The 15,100-nt window shown below is 45.1% G+C and carries 13 protein-coding genes and 1 pseudogene; all 14 read right to left on the bottom strand.

Annotation, left to right across the window (positions count from 1 at the left end; translation table 11 throughout):
- A partial coding sequence (locus P771_RS0101130) for an RNA-guided endonuclease InsQ/TnpB family protein (RefSeq protein ID WP_028573691.1) occupies window positions 1-435 on the bottom strand: 435 nt, incomplete at its 3' end.
- A gap of 556 nt (window positions 436-991) precedes the next feature.
- Window positions 992-1,750 (bottom strand): IS21-like element helper ATPase IstB, encoded by a 759-nt coding sequence (istB, locus tag P771_RS0101125; RefSeq protein ID WP_028573690.1) that lies wholly within the window; start codon window positions 1,748-1,750, stop codon window positions 992-994.
- Window positions 1,747-2,703, bottom strand: coding sequence for a Mu transposase domain-containing protein (locus P771_RS16010; protein WP_244147275.1), 957 nt, complete (start codon window positions 2,701-2,703; stop codon window positions 1,747-1,749). The genes istB and P771_RS16010 overlap by 4 nt, the downstream gene beginning before the upstream one ends.
- 7 nt (window positions 2,704-2,710) lie before the next feature.
- Window positions 2,711-3,238 (bottom strand): transposase, encoded by a 528-nt coding sequence (locus tag P771_RS19035; RefSeq protein ID WP_208595930.1) that lies wholly within the window; start codon window positions 3,236-3,238, stop codon window positions 2,711-2,713.
- Between the two features lie 128 nt (window positions 3,239-3,366).
- Window positions 3,367-3,999: pseudogene (locus tag P771_RS16005) on the bottom strand (nucleotidyl transferase AbiEii/AbiGii toxin family protein); the annotation flags it as partial.
- Between the two features lie 211 nt (window positions 4,000-4,210).
- Window positions 4,211-5,047: a type IV toxin-antitoxin system AbiEi family antitoxin domain-containing protein gene (locus P771_RS0101110; protein WP_150112105.1), complete on the bottom strand. Its 837-nt coding sequence runs from the start codon at window positions 5,045-5,047 to the stop codon at window positions 4,211-4,213.
- 141 nt (window positions 5,048-5,188) lie between these two features.
- Window positions 5,189-7,555, bottom strand: coding sequence for a bi-domain-containing oxidoreductase (locus P771_RS0101105; RefSeq protein ID WP_028573688.1), 2,367 nt, complete (start codon window positions 7,553-7,555; stop codon window positions 5,189-5,191).
- 24 nt (window positions 7,556-7,579) lie between these two features.
- Window positions 7,580-9,103 (bottom strand): Gfo/Idh/MocA family oxidoreductase, encoded by a 1,524-nt coding sequence (locus P771_RS0101100; protein WP_150112104.1) that lies wholly within the window; start codon window positions 9,101-9,103, stop codon window positions 7,580-7,582.
- Window positions 9,104-9,284: 181 nt separating this feature from the next.
- A complete protein-coding gene (locus P771_RS0101090) occupies window positions 9,285-9,674 on the bottom strand; it encodes a glycosyltransferase (protein ID WP_150112103.1) in 390 nt (129 codons plus the stop codon).
- Window positions 9,675-9,718: 44 nt separating this feature from the next.
- The gene (locus P771_RS0101085) at window positions 9,719-10,858 is read right to left on the bottom strand and encodes a glycosyltransferase (RefSeq protein WP_028573684.1); all 1,140 of its coding nucleotides are present in this window, start codon (window positions 10,856-10,858) and stop codon (window positions 9,719-9,721) included.
- 94 nt (window positions 10,859-10,952) lie between these two features.
- A complete protein-coding gene (locus tag P771_RS0101080; protein ID WP_028573683.1) occupies window positions 10,953-11,915 on the bottom strand; it encodes a hypothetical protein in 963 nt (320 codons plus the stop codon).
- 184 nt (window positions 11,916-12,099) lie between these two features.
- Entirely contained in the window at window positions 12,100-13,179 is a 1,080-nt protein-coding gene (locus P771_RS0101075) for a glycosyltransferase family 4 protein (protein ID WP_028573682.1), read from the bottom strand.
- A 263-nt stretch (window positions 13,180-13,442) separates the two neighbouring features.
- Window positions 13,443-14,486, bottom strand: a complete 1,044-nt coding sequence (locus P771_RS0101070) for an IS3 family transposase (protein ID WP_028573612.1) — start codon at window positions 14,484-14,486, stop codon at window positions 13,443-13,445.
- On the bottom strand, window positions 14,486-14,962 hold the full coding sequence (locus P771_RS0101065; RefSeq protein ID WP_028573613.1) for a transposase: 477 nt from the start codon (window positions 14,960-14,962) through the stop codon (window positions 14,486-14,488). Before P771_RS0101065 ends, P771_RS0101070 begins: the two co-directional genes overlap by 1 nt.
- Window positions 14,963-15,100 lie beyond the last annotated feature (138 nt).

Here is a 15,100-nt window from a genome sequence, read left to right as displayed (position 1 = left end):
AATGTCTTGACTCTTGTAGAACCTGAACCAACCGAGCTTAGGCAGATATATATGTCTGCCTTCGACTTTAAATCCCTGGGGAAATCTGAAACTATCATGCACAAACTTTTTCTTGTACCTGGGATAGCCGGGATCTTCGCCCTGTTTCAATCTTCTGAAAAAGTTCTGGTAGGCCCGGTCCAGGTCAATCAGGCTTTGCTGCAGAATTTGGGAATGAGCTTCCCTTAGAAAGGGATGCTCATTCTTCCACTCAGGCAACAGGTTCAGGAGTTTGGTTTTGGATAGAATCTTTTCACCTTCAGCCTGAAAAAGGCTGTCCTGATGGGTTAAGGCCTTGTTCCATACAAAACGGCAACACCCGGCAAACTGGACAAACTTCTGTTCATCTTCAGCCCGAAGTTTAAGCCTGAATCTATATCCCCTGGGTACCAGCATGAACTAAACTATAGCAAATTTTTACTTAAAAGTCAATATATTAAGGCTAATTGCTGTATTGGCAAAGCCTGAGTTCGAGAAAAACTCCTTGCCATTCTTTCAAAAGTCACAAGAACTACGCCTTATATCCCCCACCTGAAAGAAGGGGCCTTACGGCGTAGATGATAAATCCTTTTAGCCAGATTCCTGGAAATCTGCCAGGCTTCCAGTTTTTCATGCGGAAATAGATATCTCTCTTGCATATTGATATACCATTCTTTGCCTTATTCAACCCTCAACATCTTCTTTAATTCAACATTCAACTTCTTCCCCATGCCTTCTGCCGCCTCACCTTCCCAGCACTTTACCCTTTGCTATACAGAAGACCCGCGTAGCTAGCTTGCTCTGCTTTTCTCAGGAAGATTTATGGGCATAACAACCCTGGTAGTTGCTTTCAAAATCATTTTTAATAATGACAACCCAAATTTGACCCTCCGTGATAACCCAATTTTGACCCCCCTTGATTATTTGAAGGGGACACCCCCATCCCCCGGGGGATGGGGCTCGGCCCGGTCCTCTAATCAGTTTTTCTGTTTTTCAAAGATTCTTTCAGCCTGAAGCTGTCCCAAGTACAATTGATGATGGTGGCTCTATGTGTGATTCTGTCCAGAAGCGCAGCTGTAAGATTAGAGTCACCGAACACCTGGTTCCAATCTCCAAAGCCAAGGTTACTGGTTATGATCACTGAACCGCGCTCGTGTCGTTCTGCAAGTACCTGGAATAAAAGCTCTGATCCCTCCTTGGAGAAAGGCACATATCCAAGCTCGTCTACTATCAGTAATCCATAGCGAAAGTAACGTTGCAGGCTCTTTTGTAATTGTCGCTCATGCCGGGATTCAATCAGTTCATTGGCCAAGCCGCAGGCTGTAACAAACCTGGTGCGGATACCCTGCTTGCATGCCTCCACTCCAAGAGCAGTGGCCAGGTGGGTCTTGCCGGTTCCGCTTCTGCCAAGAAGGATAACGTTCTTATGATCCCTGATGTACTCCCCGCTGCAGAGTCCTCTTATACATCTGCGGTCAAGTTCAGGGGCAGCCTCAAAGTCATAATCTTCGAAAGTCTTGAGTAAGGGGAACCTGGCTTCCTTGATTCTTCTCTTGAGCCTGTTTTGATTGCGTATGTTGAGCTCGTGCTCTGTCAGTTCCAGAAGAAAGTCCTGATAGTCCATGCCAGATTCCCTGGCCTGCCTGACTGAACTCTCAAGCATCCTGGCCATATTGGAAAGGTTCAGACTCTTGAGGTTGGAGCAAAGGGTGGCTGTACAGGCTATACTCATATCACACCCCCCAGCTGACCATATACAGACACATCTGCTTTAGGCAGGACAGACCAGTTCGGTACTGGATCTGACTTCTGATCTGCCACGGGATGGACTAAAAGGTGACGGACCGCTTCCCCGGAACTTACTCCGGCCTTCAAGGCCGCGTCTATGGCTCTGGTTACTTCTTCAATTTTAAAAGAACGGCACAGCTTGAGAACTGATATAAAATCCTTTGTACCCTTATTGATCCCCTGTGTGGTTCTTAATCTTGACAGAAACTGGTCATAGGCGTCAGGCCATGTGGTACGCCACTGCCTGATGGGTCTGGCTGTATCAAAGGCTCCGGGACGTTTCTCAAGAAGATCCAGATAGTGGTCCGGGTCAAGTGACCACTTGTTGTTCCCATAAAAACGGGAATGAGAGGCTACCTTTTTGCCTTCATAAAATATTTCCACCCTGGACACCCCAAGGCTGACCGAAACCTTCATTCCTGCAAAAGACGCCGGAACAGAGTAGCGGTTCTTGTCCACCACGACCGTACTGTAATGATCAACCTTCCCCGTTGTGTGCAAAATGTTACAGAACTGGTTATCTGGAATAAGCAGCAGATGAGCCTTCTCCTGCTCAAACAACTGATTAATATTCTTTGTCCTGCCTGTTGTAACATGTTCTCCATGTTTCAGACATTTCTTGAGCAAATCTTCATTCAAGGCCTCAAGGCTCTCTGCCTCGGGCAGGGGAACCATGAAGTTACGCCTGACATATCCCACAACTCCCTCAACTCCGCCTTTCTCATTGCCTTTGGCAGGATTGCAGAACTCGGTCTTGAAGCTGTAGAAAGAACAAAACTTCCGAAACTCATCCTGTAGAATCCGATTCTTGCCCCTTAAAACCTTCTGAACCGCCGTTGTCATATTGTCATAGACCAGAGTAGGGAAGACACCCCCAAAAAAATCAAACCCATTCATATGGGCATCAAAAAGACATTGCTGTCTCTCTGCACGGTAAAATCGAACAAAAGTCTTGCCAGATCGAACGCATGCAGAAAAACTTGCAAGCCTCCATGTGACCACCAATGATCACGTTAGCCTGGCCCCAGTCCACCTCTGCTTCCTGACCCACATCAGGAACAAGAGGAATGAACGCTCCTGACCTCTTTAAGCCAAATAATGCCTTGGCTTGCCGAACATAACGACGAACCGTGGACTCAGACCCCTGATAACCCTCTTCTTCTACAAGTCGGTTATATATCCTCCTGGCAGTGTGTCTCTGCTTTTTGGGCCTGTCTTTATCTTTCTTAAGCCACTGATCAATGATAGCCTTGTACGGGTCAAGAACAGGGTAAGGCTGATTGTCTCTGCTCTTGTAGACCTTATACTCATCCCTTAGAACCTTGCGAATCGTATTTCTGGAATGGCCCGTCTCCCGCGACAACTCCCTTATTGACTTCCCGTATACCCGACTGCCAACCCTGACATACTCATATTGCTCCACTGTGATCATACCTCCCCCACCTCCCTCCTGAATCTGTAATCAACTCAGGATAAAGGTGCTTTGTCAGGGGGGTCAATTTTCGGTTATCACAAACACCCTAAAGGGGTCAGTTTTCGGTTAGCACAATCACATTTTTCTTAATCAAACCAGCCAGCGCCCTTCACAGCCCGTCTGACAAAACGAAATATATCGCCAAAATGGGGCAACTCAGTCATCTGCAGGCCCAGTCGATTATCCCACAATTTTTTCAAACGTGCTTCTTTGCGGTCATAAACAGCACCTAAATCATCAGTGGTCCTGTTCCTGAAATCAAGCTTTGCCTTGACTTCGGGCCAAAGCATGGTCAAGTCAACATGATTGTTTGACACAAGATACCAGAAATCAAACAAATCGCGCGGTTCATTCCGGGCCTTGTCGGTAAGAGCCAGAAATTTCTCAACACAAATCTCGTCCAGGGAGTATACGCTGATCAGACTTCCTTCCGGGATATCTGCATATTCCTCATGCCCTCTTAAAACTCGGCGTTTTTCTACAGGAAAGGTCAGCTTTTCCTTAATAGTGATATCCACCTTGACTGTTTTTCGGGTTGTTGCCGGGAGCGGGCCTTCATAGCCAAGGTAAAACGTATGACTGTTGTGATGCCTGTTTCGGTCCTCGGCGTGAAATGCAAACATAATCCCGCTTTCCTCCCTGACCTTCTTGTAAACCTCTTCAAGGCCGGACAGGATATCCGCAAAGGACATGTCCCGAGCCAGGGTAAAATCGAGGTCTTCAGAGAACCGTTAATCATGGAAGTAGCAACGCTTGAGCGCTGTTCCGCCCTTAAAGATCAAATCCTCATCTAAGGAAGACCCGGACAAACCGACGAGAAACCAGGCCAGGCAATAATCAAGTTCCAACACAGCTTCCGGAATGCGTCTTTTGCCTTTTCCGGCAAGCCGGTTGGCCAAAAGCGAAATGTTTCTCTGGGGTATCATGTGTTCAAGTCCTGACCAAAGCAAGCAGCTCATCCGGCTCCATATTTAGCCGCAACCGCCACCTGGCAAGATATTTTCCCTCATGAGGCAGCACCGGATCCAGGAGGACATAAGATTTGGACAGATGCTGCTGCAGGTTGGAGATGTGGGAGTCTGAGGCCATCTGGAAAATTTCCAGCAAAAAACCAAGCCTGCGGATTACCGCACCGACATCAACTTTAACTGCATACCCAATCAATCGGTCCAGATCCAATTCCTGTTTTTTGATCCACAGCCCCTTGGCTGTTTCGCTCAAACCACCGCAATGCTGCGGCAGCTTGAGGCAGTCAATAATCGTCCGTTCCGGGTCACTGACCTGCACGCTGTCTGTTTTCGTGGCCCAGTGCTTTTCAATGCCGAAAAAATGTTCCGGCCTGCATCTTACAAAGTGATATTCCGTTCCAAGGACCATGCGGGGCCGAATGGAACGGGCAACTGAAACAAAAACTTTCAACTGGGGCTGGGTAACCATTTGATGGATGTCCATGGCCGAGGCATGTGAGATATAGTATTTTTGCCTGCCTGCCAGTTCCCGGCCCAGAATATAAGGATTGCCCAAATATTCGCTCTCAAACCCGAGTTCATAAGGAACCAGGATAAAAAGTCCAGGTTTTAATCTGGTTGCCACACCCCGATTTACAAGGGAAGCCACAAAATTCCGGGCGGATTTCGGTTGAAGTCCGGTAATTTCCATGACATCGGCATTGGAAAACATAGGCTTTCCCTGTTCGTAGAGCCTCCCCACCAGATAAGCCGCCCGTGGCCCTAAAGTTTTCAATTTTTCTTTCTTATTACCATTCATGCGCATAAAGCCTTTTGATAGCAGGCCTATTGCACTTAAAATATGACTCTGTCAATGTTTTTGCTACTATTTATTCTCTCATCTTCCTGTTCAACCTCTTCCTTAATTCAACCATCAACCATCAACATTCAACCTCTTCCCTCAGCCCCCTGCCACCTCAATACTCACCCGAGCCACCTCAAAAATCTCCTCCACCGGAATGGGCGCAGGGCCTCCCTGCTTAACCGCCTCCACAAACGCCTCTGCACATGCTTTCTGTCCCTTATCCTGCCGCCAGAGGTTCATTTTTTTGAATCCCGGCCAGCCAAACCCTTTCAACTTTCTGAAGTTGTCCAACTGGAGTACACAGCCGGCTGCAAAGACTTCAATCCGTTCTTTGGGAAAGCTTGCATGCCCGTTGGCCAGGTAATGAATAGTTCCAAAAGAACCATCTGCAAAGCCCAGAGTAATGGCGGACTTGTCGCCTGGGACGTCAACACCCGGAACATCTCCCATGCACCGGCCCTGCACTGAAACAATTTCACTTCCGGCAAGAAAGCGCATCAGATCTATGTAATGACAGGCCTCGCCAATAATTCGCCCCCCGCCCACACCAGGATCCTGGGTCCAGTGATCCGCTGGAATGGCTCCAGCGTTCATGGTCATGATAAAGGATTTTGGTTCTTTGACAGTATCAAGAAGGCCCTTCATTTTTTGAATCTGGGGCGAAAACCTCCGGTTGAAGCCAACCATCAGTCTTGGAGAAGCTGAGAAGCTGGGAAGCTGAGAAGTTGCTTCTTTACTCTCTTTCTCATCCTCTAAACTTCTTATCTTCCCAACTTCTTCTTCAATGGCGTCCAGCTCTTCAAGGGTAAGACATAAAGGTTTTTCCACAAACACATTCTTCCCAGCCCTTAGCGCCTGAAGCACAAACCTGGCATGGGAGTTGTGCCTGGTGGCAATGACCACGGCATTTGTATTTTCATCAGCCAGCATGGCCTCCACATCAGTGGAAGCATATTCAAAACCGGCCTTTTTGCCGGTCACTGCGGCACTGGTCCCTCCGGAAGTGACAATAGTTCGCAGCCTGGCCCCAGCCTTTTTAAAAGCCGGAATAAGTACCCTGGATGCATAGTTGCCCGCCCCGATAAACGAAACCACAGCCCCCCCCGCCTCAGGCTTTTCCCCCTCTTCATCTTTGAGCTTAACAGTTCTCTGCCCTTTGTTTACCCCGTGAAACCAGGGACCCCTTAGGGGTGTTTCACTGGGGCGGACAAAACTCTTCTCCGTCTTGTATTCAAGCAATATCCCCAGAACATCCGACTCGCTGCTAAGCACCTCATAAGCCTTTGGCGCGTCTTCAAAAGCAAACCTGTGGCTGATAAGCGGGGTTACATCAATCTTTTCCTCAGCCATCATGTCCAGTACAGCCTCAAAATTGCGCTGCTCTGTCCAGCGCACAAAGCCCAGAGGATAATCATGGCCCTTGTCCTCATATTCCGGATCATATCTGCCCGGACCATACGAGCAGGACACCTGAAAGGTCAGTTCTTTTTCGTAAAAATCAGCCCGGTTCAGCTCCAGCCCGGTTACCCCCACCAGTACGATCCGGCCGCGCTTGCGGCTCATGCGGGCTGCCTGGACCACCGGATCATTGGATTTAGTGGCCGCGCAGATAATCACCCCGTCCATGCCCTTGCCCCGGCTGAAGGCCATGCCAGCTGACACCGGATCTCCACCTTGGCCGGGATTGCAGGTTTCCGCGCCAAACTGCCTGGCCAGATCCAGCTTTTTATCATCAAAATCAATGGCCAGGACCCGGCAGCCCTGGGCTTTTAAAAGCTGAACAGTTAATAGCCCGATGAGGCCGACACCGGTAACAGCAAAACATTCACCCAGGGTTGGCCCGGCCAGGCGGATGCCCTGGAGGGCAATGGCCCCAAGCACGGTAAAAGAGGCCTCTTCATCACTGACATTGTCCGGTATTCTGGCGCACAGGTTCTTGGGTATCCTGACAATTTCAGCATGTGGACCATTACTGACCACCCGGTCGCCCGGCTTAAAGGGAGAAGTTGAGAAGGTGGGAAGATGAGAAGGTGAGCAGTTGAGAGGTTGAGAAGTTGAGTCTGAAGCCAGATCATACTCTCTGCTATTCTGACCTTCTGATCTTCTAAGCTTCTTATCTTCTAATCCACTGACCACTGACCTCTGACCTCTGACCTCTGATACCACGCCCACATTGCAGTATCCCAGCGGAATAGGCTGCTCCAGTTTGCTGCGCACAGCATCATAAGTAGCCATGATCCCGTCAGTCCGGGCCTTGTCCAGGACCATTTTTACCTTCTCAGGCTGCTGCTTTGCCTTTTGCAAATACCCAGCCTTGCCGAAATCCACCAGCATCCGCTCAGTGCCGGCTGAGACAAGTGATACTTTGGTCGCGATTAATAATGATCCCGTTTTGGGTGCAGGATCAGGGGCTTCGACTATGTATGTGGCGCCTTTGGTAAGGTCTTGTAGTATTTGTTTCATTATTTAAGAAATATGGTTATAAATTTAGGTAATTAGATCTTCTAAAATCAAGGTCAACTCAGATGAACGAAGGCTTTCCAGACTATCTCCGTCAGCTCCAGTAGCAATAGACTTTCCAATATGCCTATACATTTGAGCATAAGAGTTTAAGGGGTTAACCTTTTTCTTCCTCAAAACTCGTGTGCGACTTTCCGCCTCGTAATATGCTCCATCAACCATTTTTACGGTCACTCCTCCTTTGCGCAGCTCGATGTGGTCTCGGACGCCAAGACGTTGACTCCCAGTGTCTGTCAAGCTCATAGATAGGTAAGCACCGTTTTCAAGACGGACCTGAACAGAAATGTCTGAACCGCGTGGCCGCCAGACACGATAATCTATCGCGTTGGAATAACCATTTACATACATGAAATAATCAAGCCAATGACAACCATTGGACACCAAACGACTTCCACTGTTTGGCCAGTTGTACCAGTGCAGGCGAGGCAACGGGATCTCGTAGACAATGCAATGCATATCCACCGGATCACCAGGAGTACTGTCCAAGTCATGCATTGCATAACTGTGCAGCTCGGAATAACGCTTGTGGAAGCACAGGAAAAAACGGGCCTTTGATAGTTGAGTCATAACATTGGAAAATTTTTCATATTGCAAACGCGTTGTGGCCAGGGGCTTTTCTATGACCGCATAGGCTGATTGGCGTAAAGCCGCAATGGCCAAATCTGTATGAGTGTGGTGAAATCCGGCGATAAACCAGGCATCAAATGTCAAACCTATTCTTGGATGTGGTGCTGTATCCAAGCTCACTTTTGGTTTTTTCCCAAAAAAAGCCAGTTGATCCGGATCTATCTCATGAACCCGTTGCAACGAAATGTGAGAGCGAATATTGGGAATAATAGCGGTCTTGGCATAGTTTCCCAAGCCAAAGAGTACGGCTGTAGGCTTACCTTTGGTTGGTGTGTCCACATTAATTTGCTCAGTGATCTGCAAATTTCCAATAGATTTACAATTTTCTTTTTTCAGTGCTGACGAACACTTCTGCTCAAGCATTAAAAGCGTCTTCTGAATATTCTCAACATCAATCTCAAGGCCAGAATAAGGAGACCACCCTACATATTGCAACAGTAAATCAGGAAGCTCGCAAGAACCAAGTGAGTTCTCTGTAGATGGGAGGCTCTGGTCAGATGCCAAGCTCACCGCAACAACAAACGCTTCATGTATACAGAGAATATCAGTATCAGAAGGATGATTTGGTGCAAAAAAAAGAACATGATTTCCAGAAACGAGATTTGATGAAGAAGGTGACTCCAAAATTAAGCCAACACCTACCCCGAAAATCTTTTGATTTCTTTTATTTTCAGAAAAACGAGAGCGGAGTTTCTGGATTACTGAACGAGCCCCTACTTTTTTTAGATAATTCCAGAGTAACCACAGACTTCGTGGATGCTCAATATATTGTTCCTGTACAGGAGCTGTATATAACCATCTCGTTATCCGAATGCTTAATTCCGTCTTGGGTGCTCGCCAACTCGTAAGTATTGGTGTGTTCATCGAAATACAACTTCTTATGAATGAGTTTTTTGGCCTAAAGGTCCAGGATGGACAACCGGCTGTGTCCAAGCCCAATCCGCGTTGTTTGATAAAAATAAAAGCCCTGAATCATCAAGGCCGCGGTGCGCAATTTTTTGGAAAGCACAAGGAAGAGAGCCGGCATTCCAGCCGGAGAAACCTATTATTCCGCACATGACGAATGGCTGACTCCAACTGATTTTTTCTGTTGATATAATGCATCAAACAACAGTTTGTTTTGCTTCAGAGCTTCCCCAGATAAAATCATGGAGAGAGCATATTGTTTTGCCAGGTTTCTTTGTTCAATATGTTCATTTTTTGTTTGAGAATAGACATGCTCAATAACATCAATAAATTCTTGTATTTTCTCAAGTTGCCTGACCCATCCCACACCAGCATCGTCCAGATCACGCCAGGGTGTCTGGTCGCTGATCAAGACAGGCGTGCCAACCGCCAAAGACTCAAAAATGGCATGACCGTAATTCTCGCCCCGGGTAGGCAGAAAGAAAAGGTTATACTTGACTAAGGTTGGTGCAACAGCTTCATGCTCAATAACAACGTGGCATGTAACATAAAATGACTATCTTTATTCATAATTTAGTGCACACTCTTTTCATGAATTTTTTTCAAAATATCACGAATCATAGAGTATCTTTGCTTTAAATCGGGAAAGGATTTAACTCTTTTAAAACCATTTAGAACTATATTATCGACACTTGGATCTGCCTGCAGACACAAAACAAGCTTGTTCGCACAGGACGAAGGATCATTAGGGTCCACATAAAAAGCATCTTCTTGGCAAATATCCCTTGCAAAATTACGGTTAGAAGTTACAATTGGCCTTCCTGAAAACATAGCTTCAATATATGTAGCTGAGAAGGTTTCTAAAAGGGTGGGTAAAAATATCACTCTTGCCTGCCTATATAAATCAGAAGCTTGAGATACCTTAAATGGTCCAATATTCTTAATTTTGTTATTCAGTTTTAATTTTTCTGCTTTATCTTTTATTTTCTGCCAAGCATAACTATTTTCATTTAAAGTCAATCTGAATTCAAAGTCATCAAGACTAAACTCATTAACTAACCTATATGCCACTTCTGGAATTATGCTCAGATTTTTATGGGGATAAGGGGCTGCAGGGATCAGAATTACAGGATTGGACTTTTTATAGCTGGGCATTCTGTACATTTGATCTCTATTGAATGACTTTCCTAAAGCGTTGGGGACAACAAAAGTTTTTTCTCTTTGAACGCGCAGTCTTCTAACAAACCCCTCACAGGAAGAGCGGGTTTGAAATATCCAGTAGTCAGCTTTCCTGAATGATAATGACTGGTATACTACATGAGCAATACTTTTAAAGCCTGAAAAAAAACCATCACAAAAAAAGGCTTCCAATCCAGCATGAGAAACAAATCCATTGCTACAACCCAGAACATGCAAAGAATCAAACTTAACGTATGCTGGACCTGACATGGTATAAACAATATCCGGACATATTTTACTTTCAAACTTTTTAAGTTCTTTTCTTGCTTTCAAGGACTTGGCGGGTGAATCTTCAAAGACACGATACTCTTTTAATTTAGATACAGTTATGTGGTTTAATTGGCCATAAACCTCAGGAGAGAACGCTATTGACCAGCTAAAATCGCATGTCTCAACAGCCTGGGCAATGAAGTTGGCCGCAGTCTGGATTCCTCCTCCGACTATATTTGTTGTGCAGTTAAAGAGAATTTTCATTTTAATAAATCGGAATTCTAATCCATCTCTAAATCTTTTTATTGGTCATTGCCCTCTGTGCCACAAGAATGAGCAATAGTCATATTGATTATTTTTAAAAAAGAAATCCAGCAAACCCACTGCCGTAAGTTATTATGTTGTAGACGAAGGGAATGGATTTTACGGAGAAATACATGAGCAAGCATATCGCTACAGGATGAGTGAGGCGACCTTCGATCAGCATCAAATAGAAAAAAATGGTAACGGCAATCATATTCACCCGCATCCCACCCAAAAAATAAATTGTGACGATAATTGGAATAAATGCTATCAGCACACGAAAACGATTTTTTGTTGCAGTCATAGTTGCAACCAATAGAATAAACACACTTACTAATTCCGATAGTCCCCCATAACGTTCAGTATACCATAAAGCTTTTCTAAAAACCCCTTCCCATAGAAAGAAAAGACAAATTCCTGATAGGATCAGGGCAATAGTTAGGGATAGAAAGTCCATTTTTCGTATCCGAAACCTGACTATAAGCATTTTTATGGACTCGCTGTATTTTGCCATTCCAGCGCTTGCCAAAAGTATAAAAGACTGTAGATGCGCTAGCGGAGATAGCAAGGCCCAAAAAAAAGCTTTTTTAGTTGAAAAAAGTGCAGAATATGTAAGTAAAATATAGGCAAATTTAAGACGCTCCGCAGCTGTCATCAACACAATAAAATAAAAGTTTGTAAAGATAAAAAAATATATATACCACGGCACTTTGTATTTTTTAAGCAAAAGAATAATCCCACAAAAAAACAAAACATTAAACATTGATATGTATATGTTTTTTTCTATCCCGAGGTTTGCTCCCACCCATAAGACAATTGCTATAACAGGTTCACAACTTGATACATAGCTCATTGCTAAAGACATTAGGTCGCTAAGTGGTGCACCTTGTAAGGACTGATAAAATCTCCAATAGTGACCCTGGTCACCACGAGTATAATGCGTTAGTAGAAAATATGACCATAAGAAAAAAAGTGGCGATACAATAAAAAGTATTAACGTTTGCTTTGTGATTTTCATTGGCAGGTTAACAGTATGTTGAAAAAGTCCTTATCAGGCAGGCTGTTCAAAAACTCCAAGTACAAGGAGCAAAAAAAGTTCAAGGTCGCAGAGTATTTATCTATACGTAAGAGTTTGAACTTTTTGTAGCGACGAAGCAATTGGGAGATTTTCAACAGCCTGTTAAGTTAATTTGAGACAGTATTTAAAGCTTCTTGTATTTTTCTATGTATTGTTTGGCAATAGCTTGTATGGAAAACATTTCCCCCCCCCGTTTGTACAGATACTTGCTATATTCCTTCCTTAAAAAAGGGTCACCAGCTAAGAGATAAATTTTTTCAGCCAGACATTCCGGATCATCAGGCTTGCACAAAAACTGTTCACCGAAAGATCCGACCTGCTTTCTAACTGCGCCCACATCAGTGGATACAATAGGCAAGCCTATGGATATTGCCTCAAGAAGGGCGTTGGGCATGCCTTCATGCAACGAAGGAAGTACCAAAATGTCACTCCTTTCCATATATGCAAGCGGATTGTTGCTGTAACCAACAAAATAAACCTGTTCCCCCAAATTTAAATCATAAACCAAGTGGACCATCTCATTTTTCAGCGGTCCATCACCAATAATCTTGAGTGAAAAATTTATATTTTTCTTCCGCAATATCTTACAAGCCTTGATCAGTTGGTCGCAAGCTTTCTGAGGCACAAGCCGACCTACATAAATCAATTCTATCTGCTTTTTGCTTTCAGAAATACCCTTACATTGCGACATCTCAACACCATTAGCAACAAAAAAGATATTCTTCTTGTTAACACCTTTGTCTATAAGCTTATTTTTTGTGTCTTCTTCAAGAACCACACACAGGTCAACCAACCAGCACAGCATTGTCCACACTGTTCTGTCGATGAAATGCTTGCTGTTTAGGAGATGTTCATTTGGAAATTTGAAAACAATACGGTAACCTAATAAAAATCCGAGCAAAACCATTATTTTTCCTATTCTGCTTGGCGTATGGATATGCAGGATTTTGAATTTTCGGCGAAGGGCTACCAGCCTCAAGAATAAATTCGGAACAGCCCAAATACCAGGGGATACTCTGTCTACTAAGATACCTTCATGGTCTTCAGATGAGTTGCCACTATGTTTATATGAAAGTGCCTTGCAATCAACACCCTGCCTTGACAATTCTTTAGCAAGCAAATGAGCCTGTTTCTCTTTGCCTCCAAGTATTGGTGGAGGATAGGCGGCGTCGAACATTAATATTGATATTTCTTTGGATTTCATATCGATTCAACAGGCTAATTACATAAGCCACATCCTAACTCCAGTACTCATATCTGCTGGCTCTGGGCATGATTGCTTATAACTTGTTTTTAAGCATTGAAAAGGGCATTCTAAGATCAATTTTAGACTTTGTAAAGGCTCTTTATGCAATTAAATCAATGGGTTGATTATTTCCGCCCCCTAACCAACCCGAACCCTCATTTATGCTATTTTACATCAGCAAGAACTTACCAGTCCGGTAAGTTTCAAGAAAGATGTCGCCTTTAGGCCGCAATTTTTTCTGTATTAGAGGTTCTTTTTTTATTCAGTGTGACTTCAGAAGGTGCAGACCATTTCCTGATCTGACCTGACCACCGTTCCGGGTTTTTCATTTTTGCTCTTTGATAAACAACTCGTCGTCTGGCCAGGATTTCTTTGTCCCTGCCTGTGTGCCGATCATTGGGGGTTACATACGCCAGGCTGCTGTGACGATGCTCATGATTATACCACTGTACAAAACCCTCGACCCAGGTTCTGGCATCACTTAAGCTTTTAAAAGGCTTTTGAGGATACCAGGGGCGATATTTCAGAGTCTTGTATAAGGCTTCTGAATGGGCATTGTCATTGCTTACGCCAGGCCTTGAGAAGGACGGCATTACACCCAGCTGCTGCAAAGTGGCCAGCATGGTTGCTCCCTTCATGGGAGCACCGTTGTCAGAGTGTAGGACCAGTTGGTCTCTGGTTATGTTTTCCAGATAGCATCCTTCGCTGATCAAGCCTCCGGCCAGAGTGGATCCTTCACGGGTGTGTATCTGCCAGGTGATGATCTTTCTGCTGTAGAGATCAATGATCATGTACAGATAAAAGAACACTCCTCTAACCGGGCCCGGCAGATATGTAATGTCCCAGGTCCAGACCTGATTGGGCTCAGCAGCTGTCAGTTCTTCAGGCCTGTTGTGTCTCTTAGGCTTTGAAGGCTGCCTGTGGGTGTTTTGACCTTCTTCCCGAAGGATGCGGTACATGGTTGCCTCGGACGCCAGGTATGTTTCCTGATCAGCCAGATCCGCAACTATTTGATGCGGACTCAGGTTCCTGTATGCAGGACTGTTGATGGTCTTCAGAATCTTCTGTCGTTCCATTTCACTCAGTTTGTTGGCTGGTGTTTGGCTTGACTCTTTACGTCTGTCTTCAAGTTTCTCAGGACTTCTCCACCTTTGGATGGTCCTGGGACTTAAGCCGGTAATGGCACAAGCTTTTTTCAGCCTGGCTCCTGAACTGCAGGCTTCGTCTATAAGTGTCAGGATGCGCTTTTTCTTCTGGGTCGGGATCAGTCGTCCCTGTTGCCCCCCCAGAGGGCATCCACTTTTTTTTTGAGCACCAGAAGGGCCGTTGTTTCAGCTAAAGCCTTGTCCTTGCGGTTAAGCTCTTTTTGAAGATCTTTGACTTCTTTTTTAAGCTGACGGACATTATTGCCTTTGTTCCTTGATTGATCCTTGGAGAATTCTTTTTTCCATTTCTCCAGATGATGAGTATGTATTCCTTTTTGTCTGCACCAGGCTCCCAGCTGTTCGTCTGTAAGCTTGGCAGATTCAAGCAGGGCATCGAGCTTTTCTTTTGAGGACCAGTCCTGTGGACGTTTCTCATGTTTGGCCATAATGGTATCTCCAGTGCTTTGTGCTTTTTTAAGCCAGTATCGCATGGTTGAACCTGGAACTCCCATGTCCTTGGCGATCTGGGCTTGAGAGTCAGTCCCTGTAAGTACCATTTTGACCACGTTTTCTTTAAATTGCAAAGGGTAAGACATTATAACCAGCTCCTGCCCCTTGTTATGTTGAACATGATAGGATGAAAGGGATTTTTGTTCCAAGAGGAGCCCCCCGGGGGCTCCTCTTGGCCCTCCCTCAAATTTCATCCAAGACGACATCTATCCTGACACATGGGG

It is taken from the genome of Desulfonatronovibrio hydrogenovorans DSM 9292 (assembly GCF_000686525.1).
GTDB classification, from domain to species: Bacteria; Desulfobacterota; Desulfovibrionia; order Desulfovibrionales; family Desulfonatronovibrionaceae; genus Desulfonatronovibrio; species Desulfonatronovibrio hydrogenovorans.
Note: the sequence above shows the minus strand (reverse complement) of the source record. Positions and strands in the feature narration are given on the sequence as shown.

Coding starts and splice junctions, on each gene's coding strand:
- P771_RS0101100 (WP_150112104.1), bottom strand. CDS start 9,103: ATGAACACACCAATACTTACGAGTTGGCGAGCACCCAAGACGGAATTA.
- P771_RS0101080 (WP_028573683.1), bottom strand. CDS start 11,915: ATGAAAATCACAAAGCAAACGTTAATACTTTTTATTGTATCGCCACTT.
- P771_RS16010 (WP_244147275.1), bottom strand. CDS start 2,703: ATGAATGGGTTTGATTTTTTTGGGGGTGTCTTCCCTACTCTGGTCTAT.
- P771_RS0101065 (WP_028573613.1), bottom strand. CDS start 14,962: ATGTCTTACCCTTTGCAATTTAAAGAAAACGTGGTCAAAATGGTACTT.
- P771_RS0101085 (WP_028573684.1), bottom strand. CDS start 10,858: ATGAAAATTCTCTTTAACTGCACAACAAATATAGTCGGAGGAGGAATC.
- istB (WP_028573690.1), bottom strand. CDS start 1,750: ATGAGTATAGCCTGTACAGCCACCCTTTGCTCCAACCTCAAGAGTCTG.
- P771_RS0101105 (WP_028573688.1), bottom strand. CDS start 7,555: ATGAAACAAATACTACAAGACCTTACCAAAGGCGCCACATACATAGTC.
- P771_RS0101075 (WP_028573682.1), bottom strand. CDS start 13,179: ATGAAATCCAAAGAAATATCAATATTAATGTTCGACGCCGCCTATCCT.
- P771_RS19035 (WP_208595930.1), bottom strand. CDS start 3,238: ATGATCACAGTGGAGCAATATGAGTATGTCAGGGTTGGCAGTCGGGTA.
- P771_RS0101110 (WP_150112105.1), bottom strand. CDS start 5,047: ATGAATGGTAATAAGAAAGAAAAATTGAAAACTTTAGGGCCACGGGCG.